Annotated in this window: 20 protein-coding genes; 13 read left to right on the forward strand and 7 right to left on the reverse strand. The window is 72.8% G+C overall.

Features of this window, described 5'->3' with window-relative positions:
- Positions 1–63: 63 nt before the first annotated feature.
- Positions 64–1,407, reverse strand: coding sequence for an exodeoxyribonuclease VII large subunit (gene xseA, locus EL245_RS10965; protein ID WP_164719473.1), 1,344 nt, complete (start codon positions 1,405–1,407; stop codon positions 64–66).
- A gap of 44 nt (positions 1,408–1,451) precedes the next feature.
- Here xseA and EL245_RS10970 point away from each other — a divergent pair, with 44 nt between their 5' ends.
- Entirely contained in the window at positions 1,452–2,525 is a 1,074-nt protein-coding gene (locus EL245_RS10970; RefSeq protein ID WP_126383155.1) for a 4-hydroxy-3-methylbut-2-enyl diphosphate reductase, read from the forward strand.
- A gap of 240 nt (positions 2,526–2,765) precedes the next feature.
- Here the strand turns inward: EL245_RS10970 and EL245_RS10975 are convergent, their stop codons facing one another.
- Positions 2,766–3,467: a flagellar export protein FliJ gene (locus EL245_RS10975; RefSeq protein ID WP_232009740.1), complete on the reverse strand. Its 702-nt coding sequence runs from the start codon at positions 3,465–3,467 to the stop codon at positions 2,766–2,768.
- 291 nt (positions 3,468–3,758) lie between these two features.
- Positions 3,759–4,994 (reverse strand): DNA recombination protein RmuC, encoded by a 1,236-nt coding sequence (locus tag EL245_RS10980; protein WP_126383156.1) that lies wholly within the window; start codon positions 4,992–4,994, stop codon positions 3,759–3,761.
- A gap of 55 nt (positions 4,995–5,049) precedes the next feature.
- Between EL245_RS10980 and ychF the strand changes: the two genes are divergently transcribed.
- Positions 5,050–6,135, forward strand: coding sequence for a redox-regulated ATPase YchF (gene ychF, locus EL245_RS10985; protein WP_126383157.1), 1,086 nt, complete (start codon positions 5,050–5,052; stop codon positions 6,133–6,135).
- Between the two features lie 133 nt (positions 6,136–6,268).
- Here the strand turns inward: ychF and EL245_RS10990 are convergent, their stop codons facing one another.
- The gene (locus EL245_RS10990; RefSeq protein WP_126383158.1) at positions 6,269–6,760 is read right to left on the reverse strand and encodes a GNAT family N-acetyltransferase; all 492 of its coding nucleotides are present in this window, start codon (positions 6,758–6,760) and stop codon (positions 6,269–6,271) included.
- Between the two features lie 82 nt (positions 6,761–6,842).
- Between EL245_RS10990 and EL245_RS10995 the strand changes: the two genes are divergently transcribed.
- Positions 6,843–7,238, forward strand: coding sequence for a VOC family protein (locus tag EL245_RS10995; protein ID WP_126383159.1), 396 nt, complete (start codon positions 6,843–6,845; stop codon positions 7,236–7,238).
- A 118-nt stretch (positions 7,239–7,356) separates the two neighbouring features.
- Here the strand turns inward: EL245_RS10995 and EL245_RS11000 are convergent, their stop codons facing one another.
- A complete protein-coding gene (locus EL245_RS11000) occupies positions 7,357–8,583 on the reverse strand; it encodes an AAA family ATPase (protein ID WP_126383160.1) in 1,227 nt (408 codons plus the stop codon).
- A 199-nt stretch (positions 8,584–8,782) separates the two neighbouring features.
- Here EL245_RS11000 and EL245_RS11005 point away from each other — a divergent pair, with 199 nt between their 5' ends.
- The 5 genes from EL245_RS11005 to EL245_RS11025 all read left to right on the forward strand — a co-directional run bounded on the left by EL245_RS11005 (position 8,783) and on the right by EL245_RS11025 (position 14,668).
- Positions 8,783–9,373: a hypothetical protein gene (locus tag EL245_RS11005; protein WP_126383161.1), complete on the forward strand. Its 591-nt coding sequence runs from the start codon at positions 8,783–8,785 to the stop codon at positions 9,371–9,373.
- A gap of 161 nt (positions 9,374–9,534) precedes the next feature.
- Positions 9,535–10,506 (forward strand): diaminopimelate dehydrogenase, encoded by a 972-nt coding sequence (locus EL245_RS11010; RefSeq protein WP_126383162.1) that lies wholly within the window; start codon positions 9,535–9,537, stop codon positions 10,504–10,506.
- A gap of 102 nt (positions 10,507–10,608) precedes the next feature.
- The gene (locus tag EL245_RS11015) at positions 10,609–11,676 is read left to right on the forward strand and encodes an AAA family ATPase (RefSeq protein ID WP_126383163.1); all 1,068 of its coding nucleotides are present in this window, start codon (positions 10,609–10,611) and stop codon (positions 11,674–11,676) included.
- On the forward strand, positions 11,673–13,490 hold the full coding sequence (locus EL245_RS11020; RefSeq protein ID WP_126383164.1) for a vWA domain-containing protein: 1,818 nt from the start codon (positions 11,673–11,675) through the stop codon (positions 13,488–13,490). The genes EL245_RS11015 and EL245_RS11020 overlap by 4 nt, the downstream gene beginning before the upstream one ends.
- 230 nt (positions 13,491–13,720) lie before the next feature.
- Positions 13,721–14,668 (forward strand): CAP domain-containing protein, encoded by a 948-nt coding sequence (locus tag EL245_RS11025; protein ID WP_126383165.1) that lies wholly within the window; start codon positions 13,721–13,723, stop codon positions 14,666–14,668.
- Positions 14,669–14,787: 119 nt separating this feature from the next.
- On the opposite strand, the gene EL245_RS11030 is transcribed toward EL245_RS11025, so the two are convergent.
- Positions 14,788–17,004 (reverse strand): NHL repeat-containing protein, encoded by a 2,217-nt coding sequence (locus EL245_RS11030; RefSeq protein ID WP_232009741.1) that lies wholly within the window; start codon positions 17,002–17,004, stop codon positions 14,788–14,790.
- Between the two features lie 228 nt (positions 17,005–17,232).
- Between EL245_RS11030 and EL245_RS11035 the strand changes: the two genes are divergently transcribed.
- Complete coding sequence (locus EL245_RS11035; protein WP_126383166.1) at positions 17,233–17,904, forward strand: LPXTG cell wall anchor domain-containing protein; 672 nt, start codon at positions 17,233–17,235, stop codon at positions 17,902–17,904.
- 107 nt (positions 17,905–18,011) lie between these two features.
- Here the strand turns inward: EL245_RS11035 and EL245_RS11040 are convergent, their stop codons facing one another.
- Complete coding sequence (locus tag EL245_RS11040; RefSeq protein WP_126383167.1) at positions 18,012–19,103, reverse strand: ankyrin repeat domain-containing protein; 1,092 nt, start codon at positions 19,101–19,103, stop codon at positions 18,012–18,014.
- A 159-nt stretch (positions 19,104–19,262) separates the two neighbouring features.
- Between EL245_RS11040 and EL245_RS11045 the strand changes: the two genes are divergently transcribed.
- The 4 genes from EL245_RS11045 to EL245_RS11060 all read left to right on the forward strand — a co-directional run bounded on the left by EL245_RS11045 (position 19,263) and on the right by EL245_RS11060 (position 24,453).
- On the forward strand, positions 19,263–20,867 hold the full coding sequence (locus tag EL245_RS11045; protein WP_126383168.1) for an amidohydrolase: 1,605 nt from the start codon (positions 19,263–19,265) through the stop codon (positions 20,865–20,867).
- Between the two features lie 221 nt (positions 20,868–21,088).
- Positions 21,089–21,457 carry a putative quinol monooxygenase gene (locus tag EL245_RS11050; RefSeq protein WP_126383169.1) on the forward strand — a complete coding sequence of 123 codons (369 nt, stop codon included), beginning with the start codon at positions 21,089–21,091 and terminating at the stop codon, positions 21,455–21,457.
- A gap of 165 nt (positions 21,458–21,622) precedes the next feature.
- The gene (locus tag EL245_RS11055) at positions 21,623–23,182 is read left to right on the forward strand and encodes a hypothetical protein (protein WP_126383170.1); all 1,560 of its coding nucleotides are present in this window, start codon (positions 21,623–21,625) and stop codon (positions 23,180–23,182) included.
- Positions 23,183–23,367: 185 nt separating this feature from the next.
- Positions 23,368–24,453, forward strand: a complete 1,086-nt coding sequence (locus EL245_RS11060; RefSeq protein WP_126383171.1) for an LLM class flavin-dependent oxidoreductase — start codon at positions 23,368–23,370, stop codon at positions 24,451–24,453.
- The last annotated feature ends 232 nt before the right edge of the window (positions 24,454–24,685 follow it).

Genomic DNA, 24,685 nt, shown 5'->3' on the forward strand with positions numbered 1-24,685 from the left:
CGTCCATGTGACGTCACATGGACGGTCGAAAGTTACATGACCGGTCGGGCGGAGTGGCGGGGCTCAGGGCGAGGGTCCTGCGGGCTTCGTCGCGCCGACGACCTGGGCGACGAGGCGCCCTGAGGCGAGCACGCCCTCGAGGAGGTCGCCCTTCTTGACCTGGTCGGCGCCGGTGACCACCGCGCCGCCCGGCAGCCGCAGGATGGCGTATCCGCGGTCGAGCACGCCCTGGGGGGACAGCGCGGTCAGGCGGGCCCGCTCGGCTCGCAGCTCGGCGGTGGCCAGGGACAGGCAGGTGCCCAGGGCGCGGCGCACGCGCTGGCGGGCCAGGTCGAGCTCGGCGACCTTGTCGCGCACGATGAGGGTGGGGTCGGCCATGACCGGGCGGGCGCGCACGTGGTCGAGCCCCCGCTGCTCGGACTCCAGGCGGGTGGACAGGACCGAGCGCATGCGCTCGCGGGCTGCGGCCAGGCCCGCGGTCTCCTCGGCCAGGTCCGGGACGATCCGGCGGGCGGCGTCGGTGGGGGTCGAGGCGCGGTAGTCCGCGACGAGGTCCAGCAGGGGGCAGTCGGTCTCGTGGCCGATGGCCGAGACCAGCGGCGTGCGGGCCGCGGCTGCGGCGCGTACGAGGCCCTCGTCGCTGAAGGGCAGGAGGTCCTCGACGGCCCCGCCGCCGCGGGCGATGACGATGACGTCGATCGTGGGGTCGGCGTCGAGCTCGCGCAGCGCGGCGCTCACCTCCTGGACCGCCTGGGCGCCCTGGACGGCGACCTCACGGACCTCGACGGGCAGGCCCGGCCAGCGCAGGCGGGCGTTGACGACGACGTCGTCCTTGGCCTTGGCGTTGCGTCCGCACACGAGGCCGACACGGCGGGGCAGGAAGGGCAGGGGTCGTTTGCGGTCGGCGTCGAACAGGCCCTCGGCTGCCAGGACTCGCCGCAGCTGCTCGATGCGCGCCAGGAGGCTGCCCACCCCGACCGGGCGGATGTCGTCGGCGCGCAGGTCGAGACTGCCCCTCTTGGTCCAGAAGCGGGGCTTGGCGCGCACGACGACGCGCGCTCCCTCGGTCAGCTGGGCGCCGGTGCGGGACTCGATGGCCGTCAGCTCGCGGGTGAAGACCGACACCGACATGGAGAAGTCGGCCTCCGTGTCCCGCAGGGTGAGGTACTGCATCCCCGACCCGGGGCGGCGGTTGAACTGGACGACCTGGCCCTCGACCCACACGTGGGTCATCTTGTCGACGTACTGCTCGATCTTGGCCGACAGCAGCCGCAGCGGCCACGGGTTGTCCGCGGTCGTCTCCCGCGCCAGGCGGGCGGTGGCGGCCCTCGGGGCAGGGTCGGGTCCGGGGCCGCCGGCGGCGCGGGTGCCGGTGGTGTGCGCGGAGGGGTCTGTCACGTGCACCACTGTGCCACGTCCGGGTATGGGTGCCGGCACCGCGCTGTGGCACAGTGGTGGGCGTGACAAGCACCGAGACCTCCGCGACGACGTCCCCGCCCGCCGCAGCGGCGGGGGCCGAGGCCGCGAGCAGGCGCATTCTCCTGGCGGCACCTCGCGGTTACTGCGCCGGAGTCGACCGCGCCGTCGACGCCGTCGAGCAGGCCCTGGCCCACTACGGCGCGCCGATCTACGTGCGCAAGGAGATCGTGCACAACAAGTACGTCGTCGAGGCGCTGTCGCGGCGGGGGGCGGTCTTCGTCTCGGAGACCGACGAGGTGCCTGAGGGGGCGCGGGTGGTTTTCTCCGCCCACGGCGTGTCGCCGGCGGTCCACGAGCAGGCTGCCGCGCGCCGGCTGCAGACCATCGACGCGACCTGCCCGCTGGTGACCAAGGTGCACAAGCAGGCCGTCCGTTTCGCGGCCGAGGACTACGACATCATCCTCGTGGGGCACACCGGCCACGAGGAGGTCGAGGGCACCCAGGGCGAGGCGCCGGAGCACATCCAGGTGGTCAACGGCCCCCACGAGGTCGACCAGGTGGTCGTGCGCGACCCCGAGAAGGTCGTGTGGATCAGCCAGACGACCTTGAGCGTCGACGAGACGCTGGAGACGGTGCGTCTGCTGCGCGAGCGCTTCCCGGCGATGGTCGACCCGCCGGGGGACGACATCTGCTACGCCACGCAGAACCGCCAGGCGGCGGTCAAGGTCCTCGCGCCCCTGGTGGACGTCATGGTGGTCGTGGGCAGCGGGAACTCCTCGAACTCGGTGAGACTCAAGGAGGTGGCCCTCGAGGCGGGCGCCCCGGCCGCCTACCGCGTCGACTTCGCGCGCGAGCTGGAGGAGCGCTGGTTCGACGGCGCGAGCACGGTGGGTCTGACCTCCGGGGCGTCGGTGCCTGAGATCCTCGTGCGTGAGGTCATCGAGCGGCTCGGGGAGATGGGCTTCGGTGAGGTCGAGGAGGTGCGCACGGCCACGGAGCGGATCTCCTTCTCCCTGCCCAAGAACCTGCGCGCCGACCTCAAGGCCGCCGGCGACCTGGCTGCTGGTCAGGCCCGGCGTGAGCCGGCCCCCGACCACACCTGCTGACCACCGGGCGCCTGGTCGGCTGCCGGGCGTGAGCCTGGCACGGGCGGCGACGGCGTCCGGGGGCGGCGCCCGGCCAGCTGCCACCGCACCCTCGTGCGGTGCGTGCTGCGGTGTGCGCCGTGGTGAGAGCCCGGGGTCGTGAGTCTACGGTGGCGGGCCGAGCTCCCTGGGGCACCGGGCCCCTGGAACGTGGTCCTTGTGGAGCCGTGGCCCCTGCGGCGTTGCCCCGGGAGGGCTGGTTCAGCTGGCGATGAGGCGGGTGAGGCGGGTGGCGTCGGCGCACACGCGCTCGAAGGGCACGACCCACACCGGTCCGGTGGGGCCGGGGGTCTCGACGACGAGGTTGTCGGCCTTGAGGCAGTCGAGGCGGCTGGCGGTGTCGTCGCCCTGCGTCTGCCAGGTGGGTTCCGAGGTCGGGATGACGTAGCCGCCGAGGGTCGGTGAGGCCCAGCGCAGCAGCAGGACCCTGGCGCCCTCCCGGGAGGAGACGTCGGGGTTGGCTGCCAGGGAGGAGGCCACGCCCTTGGCGGAGCCGATGCCGACCGCGGTGGCCAGCGCACCGTAGGTGGTGCACAGGGCGGGGGTCTGCTCGGCGAGCTTGGCGATGGCGCGCGAGACGCGCTCGCGCGCGGAGGACGCCGCAGCGGCGTCCGCGATGGCGCGCACCCGGGCACCTGTGAGGTGCGCGGTGTTGGCGAGCTCGGCCGAGCTCAGTCCTTGGGCGAGGCCGCTCAGGATGAGGGCGTCCCGTTCGTCACGCAGCGCTGCGAGCTGCTCCTGGAGGCGCTCCTGCTCCCGTGCGAGGGCGCCCAGGCGCTCGACGACCTCGGAGGCGCCCTGCGGGGCCGGCGGGTGCGTGGCCGTGGCGGGTGCGCCGGCGGGGTTGCCGGTGAGCTTGGGTTCGGTGGCACCGCTCACGGTGCTCGGTGGACTGGACGTCATTTGTTAGAAGACCTTCAGGGATCGTGATGGGGTACGGGTGCAACCTTATATCGAAGGGCGGCCGAGCGGTCGAGCCGGCTGAGGGTTCCGTGAGGATTCGCGGAATCGAACAGTCCGGAGCACCCCGCGGATGTGGGGTAGATCAACTCCTGGGCTGCCCTTGATGCCGTCATGCTAACCGCTGGCTGGCCGAAAGTCCCGCATTGCCCTGCTAGGACCTTTCGGCGGCGCGCCGCCGAAAAATCGTTACAGAACTGTGACCGGGGCGCTGTCGGGGTGCCCCGTGTTTTATTACAGTTCGTCAACAACTTCTGCGCCGGTCAGCTCAGGGCTGGTCAGTTGTCTGACCTGGGAGTCGTCGTCCTTGATTTCCGCAGGTGAGACGAGGGTCTCAGCGAGTGAGTCGAAGCTTCTGGCGGTGACGAGGAGGCGAGACTCCAGCGAGCCGACGGTGCGGTTGTAGGCGGTCACCGAGCGGGTCAGCGCGGTGCCCAGCGTGTCGAGATGGCGGGCGACGGTGCCCAGGCGCTCGTAGAGGGTCTTGCCCAGGGCGAGCAGCTCGCGGGCGTCGTCGTTGACGGCGGTGCGCGCCCAGGCGACCGCGCAGGTGCGCAGGAGGGCGAGCAGGGAGGCGGGGGTGGTCAGGGCGACGCCGCGGTCCAGGGCGTGTCCGAGCAGGGTGGGGTCGGCGTCGAGGGCGGCCGCCAGGATGGGCTCGGCGGGGATGAACAGGACGACGAGCTCGGGGGAGTCGCCCAGGGTGCGGTCGTAGTGCCGCCCCGCCAGGGAGTCGACGTGGGCGCGCAGTGCCTTGGCGTGGGCGGTGAGCAGCTCGGCGCGCCTGCCCTCCTGGGGTCCGGTGGCGCCGTCGGAGGGCAGCGCGCAGGCCTCGAGGTAGGAGTCGAGCGGGACCTTGGCGTCGACGGCGAGGTGCCCGTTGCCGGGGAGGTGGACGACGACGTCGGGGCGGGTGCGCTCGGCTCCCTGCGAGCCGGCGCGTGCCCCGCCCCGGTCGGCGAGCACCGAGCCGAGGGAGCGCTGCTCGGAGAAGTCGACGTGGCGCATCATGCCCGAGGCCTCCAGGACGCGGGCGAGCTCGACCTCTCCCCACAGGCCGCGCGTGCTGCGTGAGCGCAGGGCGCCCTCGAGCGAGGCGGTGACCCGACGCAGCTCGCGCTCGGCCTGCGCCCCGGCGCGCAGCTGCTCGGTGAGGGTGGCGTGCTGGGCGGTGCGCTGCTTCTCCATGGCCTCCACCCGCGTTCCGACCTGCTCGAGCTGGGAGCGCACGGGGGCCAGTGCCCGCAGCACCGAGCCGTCGTGCTCGGCCCGCTCCTCGGCGATCTGCGCCCGGGCGCCGAGCTCCTCGGCCCGAGCCCTCCACTGGGCGGCCTCGGCGCGCAGGGCGGCGGAGTCCTCGACCTCGGCGGCGCGCGTCCTGGCAGCGCGGGCTACGGCCGTGGCGTAGCCGACGACGGCACCGGCGCACAGGCCGACCAGGAGCAGGAGGAGGGGGAGGGCCGTGTTCATGCCCCCAAGCATGCCCGGCGGCTGTGACACGAATCCGGACGGCTAGACTCGCGCCGTGGCACTCACCATCGGAATCGTCGGACTGCCCAATGTCGGCAAGTCCACCCTGTTCAACGCCCTGACCCGCGCGACCGTCCTCGCGGCGAACTACCCCTTCGCCACGATCGAGCCCAACGTCGGCGTCGTGCCCCTGCCCGACGCGCGCCTGGACCGGCTCGCCGAGCTCTTCGCCTCCCAGCGCACGGTGCCGGCCACCGTGTCCTTCGTCGACATCGCGGGCATCGTGCGCGGGGCCAGCGAGGGCGAGGGCCTGGGCAACCAGTTCCTGGCCAATATCCGTGAGTCCGACGCGATCTGCATGGTGACCCGCGCCTTCGCCGACCCCGACGTCGTCCACGTCGACGGCAAGGTCGAGCCCGCCGGGGACATCGAGACCATCGCCACCGAGCTCGTGCTCGCTGACATCCAGACCCTGGAGAAGGCGATCCCGCGTCTGGAGAAGGAGGTCCGGGGTCGCAAGACGGAGGCGGCCGTCCTCGAGACCGCCAGGGCGGCGCTGGCCGTCCTGGAGGAGGGGACGCTCCTGTCGGCGGGAGCCGCGGCCGCCGGGATCGACGAGGAGGTGCTGCGCGGCTTCCAGCTCATGACCTCCAAGCCCTTCATCTACGTGTTCAACATGGACGACGAGGGGATGGGCGACGACGCCCGCCAGGCCGAGCTGCGCGAGCTGGTCGCCCCGGCCGAGGCGGTGTTCCTCGACGCCCAGTTCGAGGCCGAGCTCGTCGAGCTCGAGCCCGAGGAGGCCGCCGAGATGCTGCACGAGAATGGCCAGGAGGAGTCGGGTCTCGACAAGCTGGCGCGGGTGGGTTTCGACACCCTGGGGCTGCAGACCTACCTGACGGCGGGCCCCAAGGAGGCGCGCGCCTGGACGATCCGCAAGGGGGCCACGGCGCCGCAGGCGGCCGGGGTCATCCACACCGACTTCGAGCGGGGCTTCATCAAGGCCGAGATCGTCTCCTTCGACGACCTCATGGAGTACGGCTCCGTGGCCGAGGCCCGCGCCCACGGGAAGGTGCGCATGGAGGGCAAGGACTACGTCATGGCCGACGGCGACGTCGTGGAGTTCCGTTTCAACGTGTGAGGGCGGAGCGAGTGGAGGTACGTTGTGGGACGACCACGTGCGTCCGGGGCGGTGCCTCTGAATGAGTCGCGAAGGAATGGCCGCCGGGCTCTTGCTCCGAGGCGGACGGGCTGGCCTGGGACGGCGGACCGGACTACCGGGACTCGTCGAGCTCGAGGACCATGACACCGTCGGCCTGCCCGCCGGGCCAGTCGGTGAATCCCTCCGAGAGGTAGAGCGCCTGCGCGTGGTTTCCCGCCTCGACGGACAGGCTCAGGCGCCGGACGCCGCGTGCCCGGGCCTCATCGACGAGGAGGCGCAGCAGGGCGCGCCCGATTCCCTTGCGGCGGCTGTCCTCCGACACCCACAGGCTGATCTCCGCAGTGCGCTCGTCGACGAACCCGTAGCCGGGGTCGTCCGCCGGGAGGAAGAGCGCCCACACGACGCCGACCGCCCCGTCAGCCTCGTCCGCCACGACCCCGAAGTCGCCCCGCTGCGGGACAAGGCGGGTGTAGTGCGCGAACTCCCGCCGGTCCCGTACGTCCTGAGCCGTGAAACGGGGGCCGCACCAGTTCATGTTCCCCAGGGTTGCCTCCTCAAGGAGCCGGGACTCGTGGGCACCCAGAGGGCGGAAGGTCGCTGCCATGCCGGGAGTCTCGCACGATCCTTTCCTGGGAGCGATGCCGGGCCCACCGCGCGATCGTCTCCACCCGGAATACGATCGACCCGTGCACATCGTCGGCATCGACCATCTTGTCCTCACGGTCTCGTCGATCGACGCGACTGTCGACTTCTACTCACGCGTCCTGGGACTCGGCGTCGTCACCTACGGGCAGGGGCGCACGGCGCTGCAGGTGGGCGATCAGAAGATCAATCTCCACAGCGCCGCCGCACCGATCTCACCGCACGCCGCCTGCCCCGTACCGGGAAGCGCGGACCTGTGCCTCGTCGTCGCCGGCGAGATCGAGTCCATGATCGCCCGCCTCGCAGACCATGACGTGCCGGTCGAGCTCGGCCCGGTGGACCGCACCGGTGCGCGCGGGCCCATCCGGAGCCTCTATGTGCGCGATCCTGACCGCAACCTCGTCGAGCTCGCCTTCTACGACACGAGCACGGCCTCCTGACCTCACGGTGCCGGCCGTCACCCCTCTCGCGCCCACCGGCCCGTCGGGGGAGGACTCACCAGGCTGCGGCCTGGGCGGGCCGCGACGTCCTGCCTGTGCTTGACCGTCAGGGCCGCTATCAGGGCCACTGCGAAGTCAGGTAGGCCTCGATGGCTCGGTGGCGGAAGCGGTAGGGCCGGCCGCGCCGGATGATCCGGCGGGTCAGGTCGAGGCGCTGCGCGGTGGGGCCGGCGTCGGTGGACCTGGCGTAACCCATGGCCTGGGCGATCCTCGTCAGGCTTCGCTCCTCGGGGGCGAGCTCGCCCATGACGTGGAGGAACTGCCGCTCGCGATCGGGGAGCCGATCGAGGACGCGCTGGACGTGCGCCTCGGCCTCGGCGGCCGCGCCGCGCCACCCGGTTCTGACGTGCTCGACGGTGATGAGGTTGCCGGTTCCTGCGTACCAGGCCCGTTCCCCAGCGAGCTGGAAGAGGAAAGGCTCCCCGCAGGACAGCTCGACGATGGCGCGCTGCGCGGCGGGCTCCATGAGCACCGGCTCGATCCTGCCGTCCTCGTCGGCCACGGTCCAGCCCTCGGTGACGAAGGGCTGGAGCGCTGTCATGAGCGCGTCCTCGTCGATCGCCTCAAGGGTGGTGGTCTGGAACCTGCGCGCGAAGGTGGCGCCCGTCCGCGCGCCGGCCATGTCGGCGAACTCGGGCAGGCCCGTGAGGTAGACGGCGATCGGCAGACCCCGCTCGACCTGGGCTCCTCCAGGGGCGTTGACGGTCTCCTCGTGGGCAAGTGCGTCGCCGAGGGCGATGAGCAGCTGGGAGCGTGCCCTCTCGTCGGTGATGTTCTGGACCTCGTCGACGTGGACGACCACCATGACGTCGCGCTGGCGGATCGCCGCGCGACCGATCTCGATCAGCAGGTCGGTCAGGGCGGTGTACGGGTCGGGCCCGCTTCCCGGGCGGACAGACAGCGAGATCCCGGAGGCGGCGACGCTCTCGACCCTGCCGAGCATGGTCGCGATGCGCTCCTCCCGCGCGTGGGGAAGTCCCGCTGTCGAGGACAGGTCCAGCAGGGCCGAGGCAACCCGCTTGATGGGGTCCGTGCCGGAGGGGATGCGCAGCTGCGGTGTCACCCAGTCTCCGGCATCGGCCGCGTCGCGTGCGATCCGACGAACGAGTGAGGACTTTCCCGAGCCTGCCTCTCCGAGGATCGTGCGACCACGCTCGTGAAGGCCTGCGACACGCCGCGGGCGAAGGATGTCCCGCCAGTCGCTGAGCTGGGGGGCGCGACCTGCCCACACCGTGGGCACCGTGTCCGAGCCTGGGCTGAACGGGGAGTCAAGCGGAGACCTCATGGTGATAAATTTATCAAGGGCCACTGAGATTGATAAACTTATCAGGCGGTTGAGTTCCGGGTTGCCGTCTGGTTCCTGTCGGAGCGTGTCGGTGGTGCGGCTGCCGGCCGTCGCCCCTCCCGCGCGCACCGGCCCGTCGGGGGAGGACTCACCAGGCTGCGGCCTGGGCGGGCCGCGACGTCCTGCCTATGCTCGATCTATGGCTGGAGCAGGCTGGTCGAACCGTGAGGGGGTGCCCGACCTCTACGCGATGACGCCTCAGGAGCGCGCCGAGTGGCTCGCGGACCGGCGTGCGCGCTCGCCCCGCCGGGCCCTCCTCCCCGTCTGCGTCGCCGTCGTCGCGGGCGTCATGTGGGCGCTCGTCCTGTCCCCGCTCGTCGGCGCGCCCTGGGGGGCGGACCTGTCCCCGGCCGTCGTCGACTCCGGCACCGCCACCGTCTCCTCCCCGGCGGCCTGCGAGCGAGGATGGAGCACGCTGTGGCGCATGCACACCTGCACCGCGACGATCGTGTGGGACGAGCACGGGACCACCACCGACCTGCCCGTGCGCAGCCCGCAGGCTCTGGCTCCCGGGACCTACGAGGTCGTCGCCCGGCACCCGTTCCTGCGCGACCGGCCCTACGAGGTCGATTCCTTCGACCTCATGAGGATCGTCCCCGCCGACATGCCCGCCAACGAGGGCCCGCAGCGGACCAAGCAGATGGCGCTCGACATCGGTGCCGCCGTCGTCATCGCGGTGCCGACCCTGACAGCCATCCACCTGCGGAGGCGGCCCGTGCGGCGCCCCTGAGCCCGGCGCGGGGGCTGCCATCGCACGCCGCTCGACGTGCCGGGTGGGACCCGGCACGCCAACCGGGTGAGACACGAGGTGCCGCCGTCCGTCCCGGGTGGGAGACTGTGCGACGGCGCGGCACCGCGCCGTCGCACAGCCAAGCGGAGGGAGAGCGCGCCATGATCAGGGTCGCCATCAACGGGTACGGCAACCTCGGGCGGGGCGTCGAGCAGGCGATCACGAGGAACGCGGACATGGAGACGGTCGTCGTGCTCACCCGCCGCGACCCCTCCTCCCTGACCACCCTCGGCGCGCCGGTCGCGCACCTCGAGGACATGGCCGCCTGGGAGGACAAGGTCGACGTCTGCCTCAACTGCGGAGGATCGGCGACCGACCTGGCCGAGCAGGGGCCGCAGGCCGCCGCCCACTTCAACACCGTCGACTCCTTCGACACCCACGCCCGGATCCCCGAGTACTTCGCCGCCGTCGACGCCGCAGCCAGACAGGCCGACCACCTCGCCCTCATCTCCACGGGCTGGGACCCCGGCCTGTTCTCCATGCTGCGGGTCCTCGGAGAGTCCGTCCTGCCCGACGGCGCGACGACGACCTTCTGGGGACCCGGCGTCTCCCAGGGGCACTCCGACGCCCTGCGCCGCATCGACGGCGTCCTCGACGCCCGCCAGTACACCCTGCCGGTGCCTCAGACCGTCGAGGCGGTCAAGGCCGGCGACGACGTCGAGCTGACCACCCGCTCGATGCACAGGCGCGACTGCTACGTCGTGGCCGCGCCGGGCGCCGACCGCTCCCGGATCGAGCGGGAGATCGTCGAGATGCCGAACTACTTCGCGGACTACGACACCTCGGTCACCTTCATCAGCGCCGAGCAGATGCGCGCCGAGCACGGCGGCATCCCGCACGGCGGCACGGTCATCCGCCGGGGCCGGACCTCCGAGGGCGTGAGCGCCAACGTCACCTTCGAGCTCCAGCTCGGCTCCAACCCCGAGTTCACCGGCTCTGTCCTGGTCGCCACCGGCCGGGCGGTCGCCAGGATGGCGGCGCGCGGCGAGCGCGGCGCTCGCACCGTCTTCGACCTCACGCTCGCGGACCTGTCGCCCAGGACCCCCGAGGAGCTCCGCGCGACCTACCTCTGAGTCCGCCCCGCCCGGCGGGGCCGACCAGAGTCCGCCCGCCAGACACCGCCGGCCAGAACCCACCGCCAGAACCCGCCCCCGCGCCGCCGTCCCAAGGACACGATGCACAACACCACCTCACTGACCCCCGCCGAGATGAGCGAGTTCCTGCTCAACGTCGCCATCGTGCGCCCCGTGTTCATCTGGGGACCCCCGGGGATCGGCAAGTCCTCGCTGGTCGAGCAGTTCGCCCACAGCGTCGGCGTCCCCTGCGTCTCGCTGCTGGGCAGCCAGCTCGCGCCGGAGGACCTCATGGGCGTCCCCCAGATCAAGGACGGGGTGACCCGCTTCTTCCCACCGGCCATGATCGTGCGCGACGAGCCCTACTGCCTCTTCCTCGACGAGCTCAACGCGTGCTCCCAGGACGTCCAGAAGGCCTTCTACAGCCTTATCCAGGACCGGCGCGTCGGCGAGTACGAGCTGCCCGAGGGCTCGATCGTCATCGGTGCGGGCAACCGCGCCCAGGACTCGGCCATCGTCAAGCCCATGTCCTCGGCCCTCATGAACCGCATGGTCCACGTCCACATGCGGGTCTCGGCCAGCCAGTGGCTCACCTGGGCAGCCGACAACGGGCTGCACCCCCTCGTCATCGACTACCTCAGCCAGCGCCCCGACCACCTGTGGAGCAAGCCGCCGCGCCATGAGGAGCCCTTCTCCACCCCGCGCTCGTGGCACATGGTCTCCGACGCCCTCTACGCCTTCGGCGACGACGCCCGCCCCGAGATGGTCGAGGCCGTCGCCGCCGGCTGCCTGACCCCCCAGCACGCCGCCCAGTTCAAGGCCTTCGGCAAGCTCGCCGCCGACCGCCACCGCCTCGACGCCATCATCAAGGGCGACGCCCGCTGGCCCGCCGAGCCCGAGGACCGAGACCTGCTCTACTTCCTCGCCCAGGCCTTCCGCGCCCGGCTGCTCAAGACGCTGCCCCCGGAGAAGAGCCAGACGAGCCCCGACACCCAGGCCCTCGTCCACACCTCCAAGGCGATGCTGCGCGACCTGGCACGGATCAGCCTCGAGATGGCCCAGCTCGTCGTCGCCGACGACGGCGGCCAGGCCCTGCCCGCCTGGTACATGGTCGAGGTCGTGCGCGACCTGCCGCGCCTCATCGAGCGCCGCCCCGAGAAGAAGCAGTGACGCGCTCGACCGCCAGGGCCAACCCCGCGGCCCGCGCCTACGACACCGGCCTGGCGCTCCTGCGCACCCACCCCGTCTTCCGGGGCCTGGTCGACAACGTGCACTGGATCCGTCGCTCCCCCTCGCCGTGCCCGGCCAGCGGCTGGCTGGTGCTCGAGCGCACCGAGGCCGTGTACGCCCACCCCAAGCGCCTGGCCGATCCCCAGCAGTGGGCGCAGGTCATGGCCAGGGCCCTGCTCGTGCACGCCATGGAGATGTGGCGCCCCGACCGGGGGGACTGGCAGGCGTGGAGCGCGGCCTGCGACGTCGTGACCACCCGCTTCGTCCACGGCCTCAAGCTCGGGCGGGCCCCCGAGCACATGGTTCTGCCCGGCGGGCTGCCCATCTGGGACGAGGAGCGCTGGTACCGCCAGTTCTGCGAGACGGGGATCCCGCAGTGGGCCACCCTCCTGAGCCTGGCGGGACCGGGCCACCTCACGATGGAGCACCCCGGGCAGTGGCGGCACGTCCCGGTGCGCCACTGTGAGTCCTGGTCCGAGGAGTTCGCCGCAGGGATCGCCGAGTCGGTCAGCCGCGCCGTCGAGGTCGCCGCGGGACTGCGCGAGGGGATCGACTCCACCCGCGCCACCGCCCCCGGCCCGCGGCTCAGCCTGCCCGTCCGGCGGGCCCGGGACTGGTTCATCTCCAGCTTCCCCCTCCTGGGCTCGATGGTCGCCTCCTTCACGGTCCTCGAGGACGCCGAGGTGTGCCGTCGCGAGGAGATCGCCGTCGCCGCGGTCGACGAGCAGATGCGCACGATCTACCTCAACCCGACGGCCGGCCTGAGCACCCACGAGCTGCGCTTCGTCATCGCCCACGAGGTGCTGCACGTCGCGCTGCGGCACGACCCACGGCGCCTGGGACGCGACCCCTTCCTGTGGAACGCCGCCTGCGACTTCGTCGTCAACGACTGGCTCATCCAGATGGAGGTCGGGGTGGCGCCCTCCATCGGGCTCCTCCACGACGCCGAGCTGCGCGGGCTGTCGGCCGAGGAGGTCTACGACCGACTCACCCTCGACATCCGGCGCCAGCGCCGGCTGCGAACCCTGGCCGGCAGACAGGGCGACATCCTGGACCGGCGCATCGGCCCGGTCGAGGGGACCGTCTTCACCGACCTCGACGCGTTCTGCCGTGAGCAGCTGGGCAAGGGCCTGCTGCTCCACCAGTCCCAGGGCAGGGGCCTGCTCCCCGCGGGGCTCCTCGAGGAGATCAACGCCGTCCTCCAGCCACCGATCCCCTGGGAGGTCAGGCTGGCCCGCTGGTTCGACCACCACTTCCCTCCCGTCGAGACCCACCGCAGCTGGGCGCGCCTGAGCCGCCGGCAGTCGGCCACCCCCGACATCCCCCGCCCGCACGTCGCCGTCGACCCGAGCCGCCGTGAGGGGCGCACCTTCGGGGTCGTCCTGGACACCTCGGGCTCGATGGACCGGCGCACCCTGGCTCTCGCCCTGGGCTCGATCGCCGGGTACGCCGAGGCCAAGGAGGTCCCTGCGGTCAGGGTCGTGTGCTGCGACGCCGCCCCCTACGACCTGGGGTACCTCCCCGCGGGAGACATCGCGGCCCGGGTGCAGGTCCAGGGCCGCGGAGGCACCGTCCTCCAGCCCGGCATCACCCTGCTGGAGAACGCTGAGGACTTCCCCGCCGACGGGCCGATCCTCGTCATCACCGACGGCGCCTGCGACGTCCTGAGCATCCGCCGCGAGCACGCCTTCCTCATGCCACGAGGGTGCCGCCTGCCCTTCAACCCCCGCGGCGAGGTCTTCGAGATGGGCTGAGACCTCCTCGAGCCGGCGCCCGTTCCCCGCCATGATCCGGGTCCCCGTCCACCGCCGGACCAGGAAGCGCCCAGCCAAGGCCCCGCTCAGATCCAGCCAGGAGTCAGCAGGCACCCAGCCGTGACACACGCAACTCCTCGCGAGTAGCGAACCACTCGTCGTTATCTTGCCGTGACCCACGGCGATGTGATGGGCTGGCAGGACCCATGCCCCGACGAAGAGGACGACACATGAGGACGACACACGTACTCGCGACCGCCCTGCTCGCCGTCGTGCCGTTTGCCGGCGCGTCGACGGCGCAGGCCGCCCCTGCTGCCGCCCAGCCGGCCGGCCAGGTGGCGGGCACCGTGCTGCCCGCCGCGGTGAGCGCCGAGGGTGCGCTGTACGCCGAGACGATCCTGGCCAGGGTCAACGAGCTGCGCGCGAACCTGGGGCTGGCCCCGGTCACCCGCTACGTCGAGCTCGACACCGTGGCCCAGGAGTGGTCCGAGCAGATGGTCGCGCAGGACGTCATGGCGCACCGCCCCGACTTCTCGGCCGCCTACCCCTCGGGTTGGAGCGCTGCCTCGGAGAACGTGGCCATGCGCCAGGACGCCCTGACCGGCGACATCGGAGGGAGCCTGTTCGAGCAGTGGCTCAACTCCCCGGGCCACTACGCGAACATGACCGACCCGGCGGCCAACTCCATCGGGATCGGCATCGCGTACGACGCCTCGACCGGATCGTGGTACGCGACCCAGAACTTCGCGACCTACTCCGACTCCGAGGCCGCGGGGCTGACTCCGACGACCACCGCCAGCACCTCGGTGTCGACGACAAGCACCTCCCAGACCGAGCAGTCCACCTCGGCCCAGGACGTCGCGACCCAGGCACCCACCGAGGTCGCCCAGGCCGTCGAGCCCACGACGAGCCCCGCCGCCGAGGCCGCCGCGCCCGCCTCGGCGACAGGGACCCCCCTGGCCTACGCCGCGACGAGCACGGCGAGCCCGGCCGCGGCCGGCGCGGTCGGCACCGCCGAGGGGGCGGCCGAGCACGCCGTCGTGGCCAGCGTGGCCGCCGCCCAGACCTCGACCCGCCCGGCCCTGCCCGCCACGGGCGCCAGCCTGGCGGCCGGAGCCCTCGCGCTCCTCGCCGTGGTCGCAGGCGTCGTCGTGCTGCGCCTGCGCCGTCGGGCCTGAGCGGTCCCGTCACGACTGGGCCCCGCCGGGTACGACCCGACGGGGCCCAGTCCTGTGTGGTCCTCCCTGGTGGTCCTCAGGGCTCGGCGGGGCTCGGCAGGGCCGGGCCCCTCCTGCCCTCACAGGACGTAGCGGTAGAGGCCCGAGCCTCGCGCGTAGTAGAGGTTGGAGTCGGCACCCAGCGTCAGGGAGTGGACGTAGACCTTGCCTTGGGGACCCGTGTGGATGTCGGCCAGGACCTGGGGGGAGCCCAGCACGCCGTCGGCTGCTGCGACGGCCTGAAGCCGGCCGCCCATGACGCCGTAGAGGGTGCCCCCGTGGTGGATGAGCTGGCTGGGCCGGGCGTCCTCGTAGCCCAGTCTCAGCTCGACGCTCGCGGTGACCGCCAGGCTCGAGGGGCTCAGCGCCAGGACCCGGCGGCCGGTCGTGGCGTACAGGCGCCCGTCCTCGCCCGCGGCGAGCGCCGTCACGGCCCGCTGCCCGGCCACGGGCTCGCTCACCCGGGTCACCGCCCGGGTCGACAGGTCGAACTCGATGACGACGGGGCCGTCCTGCGCGCTGCCGCCGGCGCGAGCGCTCGTACCGACGTACACCTTGCCGTCGCGGTAGGCCAGCGACACCGGCCGCCGTCCGCTCACGGCCTCCACGGGGGCTCCCGCGGCGTCGGTGAGCCCGGAGAAGGGGTAGGTGACGACCTCGTTGGTCCCGGCGTCGAAGACGGACAGCGCACCGTCAGCCACCTCGTGGTCGGCGGGGGTGCTCGCCACCGCGAAACGCTCCCCGCCGACGGGCACCACGGCGAAGGGGCGGGCCTGACCGTGCTCGATGCTCGCCGTCTGCTCCTCCGGCGCCCCGGGGCGTCCGTCGGCCCCGAGGCGGTAGCGCACGAGCGAGCCCGAGGGGTAGACGCCGGTGACCATCCACCCTGAGCCGACCCCGAAGCCCTCGACCTGGCCGTTGGGTGCCTCGGCCAGCTCGGAGGTCGTGCCTGCGGCCTGCTGTCCCGGGGTGACCCGCAGCAGCGCCGGGGTCGTCATGTACCACGAGCCGTAGACGCTGCCGTCGGGCAGCCCGGCCAGCGCCTGGATCGACCGCGCGGCCCCCTCGATCCGGTGGCCGGAGGCCAGGGCGTCGACGGAGGCGGAGGAGGCGTCGTAGACACCCAGCGCCCCCGAGTCCTTCTCCGAGGTCACCAGCACCTCGTGCGTCGCCCAGCTCGAGGAGGACAGGCGGGTCGTGAGGTCGGCGTCGGTCACGAGGGTCCTCGAGGAGTTCGTCCGGGGGTCGTATTCCTGGATGGTGCGCTCTCCGCGGAGCTGGACGTAGTAGTAGACCTTCTCCGGCTCCTCCGGACGGGTCACCACCTCACCGTTCCACGAACCCACCCCCATGGCCTGGCCGTCATGCGTGCGTGCCGCGCCGGTGGCCGGGTCCAGGACGCAGGTCCCGCCGCAGGCGGGCTGGACGCCCGAGCCCGGGCTCGGGGCGCCGACGTACAGGTTGGCGCCCCTGACCTCGAGGCGGGTGATGCCCTTGCTGCCCTGGGTGACCGACTCGGGCAGGCTCAGCTCGGTGGACTGTCTCGTGGCGACGTCGATGCGGTGCACGGACGGGGAGGTGGTCCCGGTGCCGGCGTACAGGAGGCCGTCCTCGTAGGCGAGCGACCGGACGTCCGTCTGCCCCTGCTGGAGGGGCGCGCCCAGGAGGTCCGACCACTGGCCGGCACCGCCGTTGGCACGGGTGTCGAGAGCCAGGACGCGGCCGCCGTGGGTCGGGCTATGGCTGGCGACGTAGGCACGGTCCTGCTCGTCGACGACGACGTCCCAGTAGAAGTCGCCAAGCGCGGCGACCTCGTCCCAGCCGGGGACGGAGGAGCTGGACAGGGTGACCACCTTCTGGCCCGCGGGCGCCTCGGCGTCGATCCGGAACAGCTGACCGCCTCCGCTGGCCATGAGGACGCTGCGGTCCGACAGGGTGGCGTAGCCCCAGGGCTGGACGTCCGTGCCGGTGGGTGCGAAGGCCTCGCGGGCCACCACCTGCCTGCTGAGCAGGTCGACGACGTGGAGCACGCCCCCGTCCCCGCCCGCCACGACCACGGCCAGGGGGCGGCCCTGCGCCGAGGTGGTCGTGCCGATGGCGGGCAGGCTCGGCGCGGGCGAGGCGACCTGGGGCAGGGCCTCCTCCCCAGGGGCCACGGCGCGCGCCGGAGCGCTCAGGGCGAGCGCGCCGCCCAGGGCGAGCACGCAGCTCAGGGCGAGCGCCACGAGCCGGCGCAGGTCGGTGCGATGGGGCGCGACAGGGACGAGTGCGCGGGCTCCGCGCGTCGGGCGTGTCATGGGGCTGTCCTTCACGGGTCAGGGTCGGTTGACGCCGGCGCACGTCCTCGGGTGCCGGCGCGCGAAGGCTAACGGTCGACTCCGGGAGTGTCCTGGGAGCGGACGGCGAGGGTCGAAATGCCCGTGATACCGGTAACTCTCTTCGTGACCACCTGGTGTCTAGAGCTCCGTATGTGATTGGGTGGCTCCTACCTATGTGTCGCTGCCCAGAGCGGAGAGGAGGACCCCATGACGGCCACGCGTCTTCTGGTCGCCGCGCTGCTCCTCGTCGTGCCCGTGGCGGTGTCCTCCGGGGCGTGGGCCGCCCCTGTCGAGGACGGGCAGGCTCGCGCGTTCGGCCTCGCCCAGTCCCCGAGCAGCTCGATCGCTCCCGAGGTCACGGTGGCCGACTCCGACACCTCGAGCCAGGACGAGGCCGGCCAGCAGTCCGCCGAGCAGGACACGAGCACAGACCAGGCGCCTGACGCGACGACGCCGTCCTCGAGCCCGGAGCCCTCCGGGCCGGGTGAGCCGGAGGCGACGCCCTCGGCGGCCGAGCCCGAGCCCTCCGCCAGCCCCGAGACCCAGGATCCGACCCCCTCGGCGACCTCCAGCTCCCAGGCGACGCAGGATCCCAGCGCCGATCCCGCAGCGACGACGAGCTCGTCGTCAGCCTCCTCCGCAGCCGCCTCGACGGACCCGTCGTCGGCAGGGACCTCCTCGTCGGGCGCCGACTCCGAGGGCGGGGTGTCGACGAGCAGCGCCGCGGTGCAGATCGCCTCGACCGACAGCGGGGGAGGCACGCTGTTCTCCTCCTCGCTCCCGGTGACCGGCGCGGGCATGCTCGCCGCCCTCATGGCGGTGGGCGCGGCGGTGCTGGGCTTCGGCGGGCTCATGCTGCTGCGCCGTCGCTCCGCCTGAGCCCGGCCCTCCCGGCACCGGGGTCACCGGGACGAGGAGACAGCCATCCCTGCGGGGCCGGGCCGGAGGCCCGGCTGGTCAGCGCCTGAGACCGTGCTCCCGGTGAGTCACCGGCCCACGTCGGGCAGCGGGTTGGGTGCTGGCTCGGGATTGAGGCGGACCCATTCCACGGTGAGCTCGGTGACCCGGTCGACGCTGTGCTCGTCGCAGACCGCGGTGCGCAGGATCTGCAGGCGGCCGCGAGCCTCGTCGAGCTCGGCCGGCGGAAGAGGCGTGCCCGTTCCCAGCAGCTTGCTGAGCCCGTCGACCAGGGCCATGAACGTCCGATCCCAGTTGCAGCCACCGTTGGTCAGGATCTCGTAGCCGATCCGCCCGATGATCCGGACCGCCTCGCCCTGGGCGGTCGCCGCCCGCCCTCGGTCAGGCACCAGCGAGTCCCACAGGGCAGAGTAGGCGCGTTGCCACCGGACGGTCTCGGGCACCTCGATGCGCGAGACGTCGTCGTGGATCCGGATCGGCTCGACCGGTGGGACGTCGCAGATCTCGTAGAGACGGTCCAGGGCCCTGGCCTGGGCCTCGGTCTGCTCGTCCCGCACTCCCCGGGCCACCCTGCGCTGGAGGTCCTTGCCCAAGGAGCGCAGCGGCTCGCTCTCGGCTCCGGTGGGGCGGGCGCCGGCTACGACGAGGCGCTCGATGATCCGCACCGCGGGCTCGGCTGCCATGTCACGGGACGCCGCCCCGGCGACCGCGCAGCTGATCGTGCTCCACGCAGTACCTCCCGGGATGCTGGCGGTGCGAGTCGCGTCCGCTCCGGCGGCCAGGAGGAGCTCGACAGCATCGAGTCTCTGGTACTGGCAGGCGAGGTGGAGGGCAGTGCGGCCTGAGTGGTCCGCGGCGTCGACCTCGGCGCCCAGGCGCAGCAGCAGCGGGATCTGCTCGGCGTGCCCGGGGGGCGTGGCGCGGCTGTGCAGCGGTCGCTTGCCGTACCTGTCCTCGGCGTTGACGTCCTCACCGCGCTCGACGAGCCACTCGACGACGTGGTTCGGGCAGGGGACGATGTGGAGGGCGGTCTGCCGGGCGTGGTCGTTGCTCACAGCGCCGACCCGGCACCTGGCCATGGCACTGGCGACCTCGTCGAGGTCTCCGGAAGCCAGGATCACCTCGATCTGGGGAGGGAGGGTCTGACGTAACCTGGCCATGGCATCTCTCAGAGGTGGTCGCACCGATGTCTCGGCAGTACGGCGATGGTACCCCGCCCGAGCGCGCGAGGCCGAGGAGGTCGAGGGTAGGCGGCGGGCCCGGGCGGTCTCGCTTCGCCCGAGCGCGCGAGGCGGAGGAACCCGGAGGATACTGGGGTCGTGCCCGATCTGCTTATCACCGATGCTCGCGTCGTCCGCTTCCGCTCCCGTCCCGCCCTGGCCCGGCTGCGGGCGGTCGACGAGGGGACGCCCCCGCCTCTGGCGGGGCGGACCGAGCCGGTGGACCTGCGCCTGCGCGGCGGCGTCGTCGTCGAGGTCGGGCGAGGGCTTGGGCGCGACGGCGCGCAGGTGCTTGACGCGGCCGGCTGCTTCGTCATCCCCGGCCTGTGGGACGCCCACGCCCACCTCGACCTCGAGGCCGCCCGTGCGGGCCGCCTCGACACGACCTCCACCCGCAGCGCCGAGGAGGCACTGGAGATCGTCGCCCGAGCCCTGCGCGAGGCCTCCGCCGGGGCGCCGGCCACGGTCCAGGGCTTCGGCCACCGCCTGTCGGCCTGGCCCCGGGTACCCACGACCGCCGAGCTCGACGCCGTCACCGGGGACGTGCCCACCGTGCTCATCTCCGGCGACGTCCACTCCGGGTGGGTCAACTCCGCGGCGCTGCGGATGCTCGGCCTGCCCGGCGCGAGCCCGACCGATCCCGGCGCGCCGATGCGCGAGGACCCCTGGTTCGCCCTCCTCGACCGCCTCGACGAGATCCCGGGCACCCGCGAGCTGCGTGAGGCCGGCTACCGGCGGGTCCTGGAGCGGGCGGTGGCCGACGGGATCACCGGCGTGGTCGACATGAGCTGGGCCCCCGACCCCGGTGACTGGCCCCGTCGTCTGCGGGTCATGGCCGCCGAGGCCCCCCTGTGCAGCCCCAGGATCCGCTCGGCCGTCTACCGCGAGGCGATGGAGGTGCGCGTGGGCCAGGGGCTGCGCACCGGCGACGCGCTGCCCGGCTCGCCCCTGGGTGCGGACGGGCGGCCGCTGGCCACCCAGGGCCCCCTCAAGGTCATCGCCGACGGCTCGATGGGCACCGCGAGCGCCCACATGCACGACCCCTACCCGACGGCCCTCGGGCTCGAGCACCCGCACGGTGTGGCCAACATCAGCCGCCAGGAGCTGACCGAGCTCATGTCGCGGGCCCGGTCCGTCGGGTTGGAGACGGCGATCCACGCCATCGGCGACGCCGCCGTCGACGACGTCGCGGCCGCCTTCGTCGCCTCGGGCGCCGTGGGCCGCCTCGAGCACGCCCAGCTGCTGCCCGCAGACGCCGGTCTGCCGGGTGGTGCGCTGAGCCGCCTCGTGGATCACGGCGTCGAGCTGTCGGTCCAGCCCGCCCACCTCATCGACGACTGGGCGGTGGTCGGCCGGGTCTGGCCGGGGCTGGAGGGGCGAACCTACGCCTTCGCCGACATGCTCAGGGCCGGGGCGCTCCTGCACCTGGGCTCGGACGCGCCGGTGGCGCCCCTGGACCCGTGGCTGGCCATGTCGGCGGCGGTGGGGCGCAGGACCCCCGACGGCGGGGTGTGGTCCTCCGGGCAGCGCCTGAGCGTCGAGGAGGCGCTGGCCGCCTCGGTGGACGGGGCGGGCCCCGTGGCGGTCGGCTCCCCGGGGGACCTGGCGCTGCTCGAGCGCGACCCGCTGGCGCTGGACGCTGAGGAGCTGGCAGGGCTGCGCCCGGTGGCGACTGTCGTGGCCGGGGCGGTGCACCGGCCCTGAGACCGTCCGCCGGGCTGCTCAGCAGGCCGTCGGGGTGAACCGGTGGCCGCCGTGCCGGGACGCATCGTGGCCGGACTGCCGCCCCGAGCGTGCTGACGTACCGTCCACAGGCCTGAAGGTCCCGGACATCTAGAATGCCGGGATACGTGGTCACCGGGTCCCCTCCCGCCGTGGTCGGGGCGAGGACCGCGGTGCCGCCGTCGCGCGAGAGGAGACGAGTGATGAGCAGCTCGAGCAGCATTGAGGCGGAGGCCATCGATCACGCGGACCGGAGCGGTGAACCGGTCCGCGAAGCCGTGGTGGCGGGTGACGCCCGGGCCCGGACGGTGGTGCTCACCGGCAAGCTGCGCTGCGCCGATGAGGAGCAGGCGGCCCGGGTGCGCACCCACCTGCCACGTCATATCGAGCTCAGCCGCGCCGAGCCGGGCTGCCTGTCCTTCGAGGTGACCGTGACCTCCGACCCCCTTGTGTGGCGGGTCGAGGAGACCTTTGTCGACGAGGCCGCCTTCGCTGCGCACCAGGAGCGGGTCGCTGCCAGCCTGTGGGGCAGGCAGACGCAGGGCATCGAGCGCAGCTACGAGATCCGCTGAACGGCGACCTGAGTCGTCCGGCCCGGGGTGGCGGTCGGCGGTGGTGACCCCCGCGCAGGGCCGCCGTGGCTGCCGCCCGCTGCATGGGTCCCTCTCCACACCGCGAGAACCGGTTCCTGGCCGATGGGGGAGGTACTCCCCACCGGTCTCGTCTAGCCTGATGGTATGAGCGACTCGATGCACTACACACCCCCGTCGCCGCAGGATCGCCGGGCCGACAGCCGGGCCCCGGTCGATGCCGCAGGCGTCCCGGCCTTCGGGCCGCAGGGGCCTGGTCGTGCCTCCCCGGGACTGCGGGCAGGGACCCGGGTCCTTCTGCTCGTCGCGGGCGTGACGGCCGTCGTCGTCCTCCTGCTCGCCCTGCTGCTGCCGCTCTTCGAGGGGCCGGGAGGGTCGGTGCGTCTGGCGGAGCAGCGCATGTCGGTCGTGGGCTGCACGGTCATGGTGGTCGTCACCGTTCTTGGGCTCGGCCTCCTTCTGGCGCCGTGGAAGGCCGCTCGGTGCGGCCTGCTCAGTCTCACGGTGACCTCCACCCTCATCGCAGGGTTCATGGTGCTCCTGTCCGTGGGGGCACGGGTGAGGCTCGACGAGACCGCAGGTGCCGTCGGTTTCGGCCCCGGGATCATCTTCATGTGGGCGTCGGTCGTCGTGTTCCTGGCGCTGGCGGTCCTGTCGCTCCTCGCCCTCCTGACTGCCCGGAAGCGCGGCTCTCAGCCTCCCGCGCCCACCGGGGTCGTGCACGGCTACGGTCTTCAGGCCCAGTCGCAGGGATGGGCGGGCGCGCCGGCGGCGGGTGCGCCGGCCGTGGGAGGCGGGCCTGCCGCAGCCCCGGCAGGTATCCCGCAGTGGGGCGCGCCCTCCTCGGGCGAAGCCGCCGTCGCGCCTGAGGGATCGTGGCCCGGCGCAGGGGAGGTGCCCGTGTACGACGGGCAGCCCTCCGCGCCCCACGACGTGGCCTCCCCGGCGCAGGCGGCGCTCGCGCACGCCGCGCCGACCATGGCGATGACAACCGGCGCCGGCCAGCAGGTCGCGCAGCCTGCTCCCGGGACCGCAGGACCCGGGGCGGAGACGGTGTCCTACGTCGACGCCCAGCACAACCAGGCGGCGCTCACCCAGGCATTCACCACCGGCGTCAACCGTCCGGTGAGCCCCACCTCCTCGGTGCACGGACCCTCAGGCGGGCAGGTCCCGGCCCAGCACGCCACGGGTGGGCAGGTCCCGGCGCAGGGGCACCCCGGTGCTCGGGCCGCGGACGCTCAGACCCACCCCTCGGAGGCAGCGCCGTACGCCGCGGCGGCGGCTGGCCAGTCGGCACTCACCCAGGCGGTTCCCGCCGGCGGGTGGCGGGAGGCGGTGGCCCCGCAGCAGGCATCTCCGGCTGCGGCGGCGGCCGGCCAGTCGGCACTCACCCAGGCGGTTCCCGCCGGCGGGTGGCAGGAGGCGGTGGCCCCGCAGCAGGCGCAGCCCGCCACCGCCATGGCCCAGGGCGCCTCGGCGGTTCCCTCGACCCCGACCCCACCCCCCGTCGTCCAGGGTGCTCCGGCCTCGAACCTCTCCGCCCAGGTCCACCCTGGGGCGGGGCGGGGCGTGCCAGACCACGGGTCATCATCCCCGGAGGTTCCCGGTCGGCCGGTGGCGCCCGGCCAGACCGGCTACGACGCGGAGGTCGACGCGATGCCCACCCAGGTCCTGCCTACCCGCGGACAGGGGCCTCGCCAGGTCTGAGAGACGGGCGCCGGTCGGACCGCGCCCTTAGTCCTCGCCTCCCGACGCGTCCGGTGCACTCGCTGTCAGTGTCGCCCCCTCCCGGGAGCGTGACTGTCGGCAGAGCCGATCACACGTGCGGTCGGAGGTGAGGGGTGTCACGCTCCGGTGGGAACAACGCCACCCCGGGAGTAGTTGAATGTTGTATGAAAGCCTTCGGATTCCTCTCCTTCGGACACTACGGGCACGGACGCCGTGCCGATGAGCCAACCGCCAAGCAGGCCCTTCGGGACGCCGTCGACATCGCGGTCGGCGCCGACGAGCTCGGTGTCAACGGCGCGTACTGGCGCGTCCACCACTTCGCCATGCAGCAGGCCTCGCCCATGCCGCTGCTCGCCGCGGCAGGTGCTCGTACCTCGCGGATCGAGGTCGGCACCGGCGTCATCGACATGCGCTATGAGAACCCGCTTCACCTGGCGGAGGAGGTCGGTGCTCTCGACCTGCTTCTCGACCAGCGCATCGCCATCGGCATCTCCCGGGGCTCGCCCGAGCAGGCTCTGCGCGGGTGGGAGTCCTTCGGCTACACCGGTAGCACGGACCCGCGCGGTGCGGACGTCGCCCGTGCTCACGCGGCACAGTTCCTCGACGCGGTGCGAGGGGTCCCGCAGGCCAAGCGCGACACCGTCAACGGCACCGTCATGGGAGGGACGCCCGCGGACTCCGACGACCTGCGCATCGAGCCGCACGTCCCCGACCTCGATCGGCGCCTGTGGTGGGGGGCCGCTACCCGTGAGACCGCGGAGTGGACGGCGCGCCAAGGGTTGAACCTCATGAGCTCGACCCTGCTCACTGAGCTGAGCGACTCGCGAGGAACGTCCTTCGCAGACCTCCAGCACGAGCAGATCATGCGGTACCGGGCCGCGTGGCGCGAGGCGGGCCACTCCTGGACCCCGCGGGTGTCGGTCTCCCGGGCGATCTTCCCGATCGTCTCGCAGGAGGACGAGAGGCTGTTCGGGCGGGCGCGCCAGGGCTCGGCCGACCAGGTGGGCGTCATCGACGGCATGTACGCCACCTTCGGCAAGACCTACGCCGCAGAGCCAGACGTCCTCATCGAGCAGCTCAAGGCCGACGCGGCGGTCCGCGCCGCCGACACCCTCATGCTCACCATTCCCAGCCAGCTCGGCGTCGACTTCAACCTCCACATCCTGGAGGCCTTCGCCGAGCACGTGGCGCCGGCACTGGGGTGGGAGCCCAGCAGCGCCGGACCGGTGACCGGGTACCCGGTCGACTGACGGAGCCGTGGGCGGCCCCGCGCGGGATGATCGCGCGGGGCCGGGCTGGGTGTCCGTAGTTCGCAGCTTTTGAGCGGCTGGTGGGGGTCGTGCCGGTTGAGTGGTCGACGGCACCTCCTGTGACCTGCGGGTTCGCGGGGGCCCCTCATGAGAATCCTGCCGGCGATCGTGAAAGACGCGAGCCACGTACAGTCCTGCCCGCCTCTGGACCCCTGCTCGGAGATACACGACT

The organism is Actinomyces howellii, assembly GCF_900637165.1.
GTDB lineage: Bacteria > Actinomycetota > Actinomycetes > Actinomycetales > Actinomycetaceae > Actinomyces > Actinomyces howellii.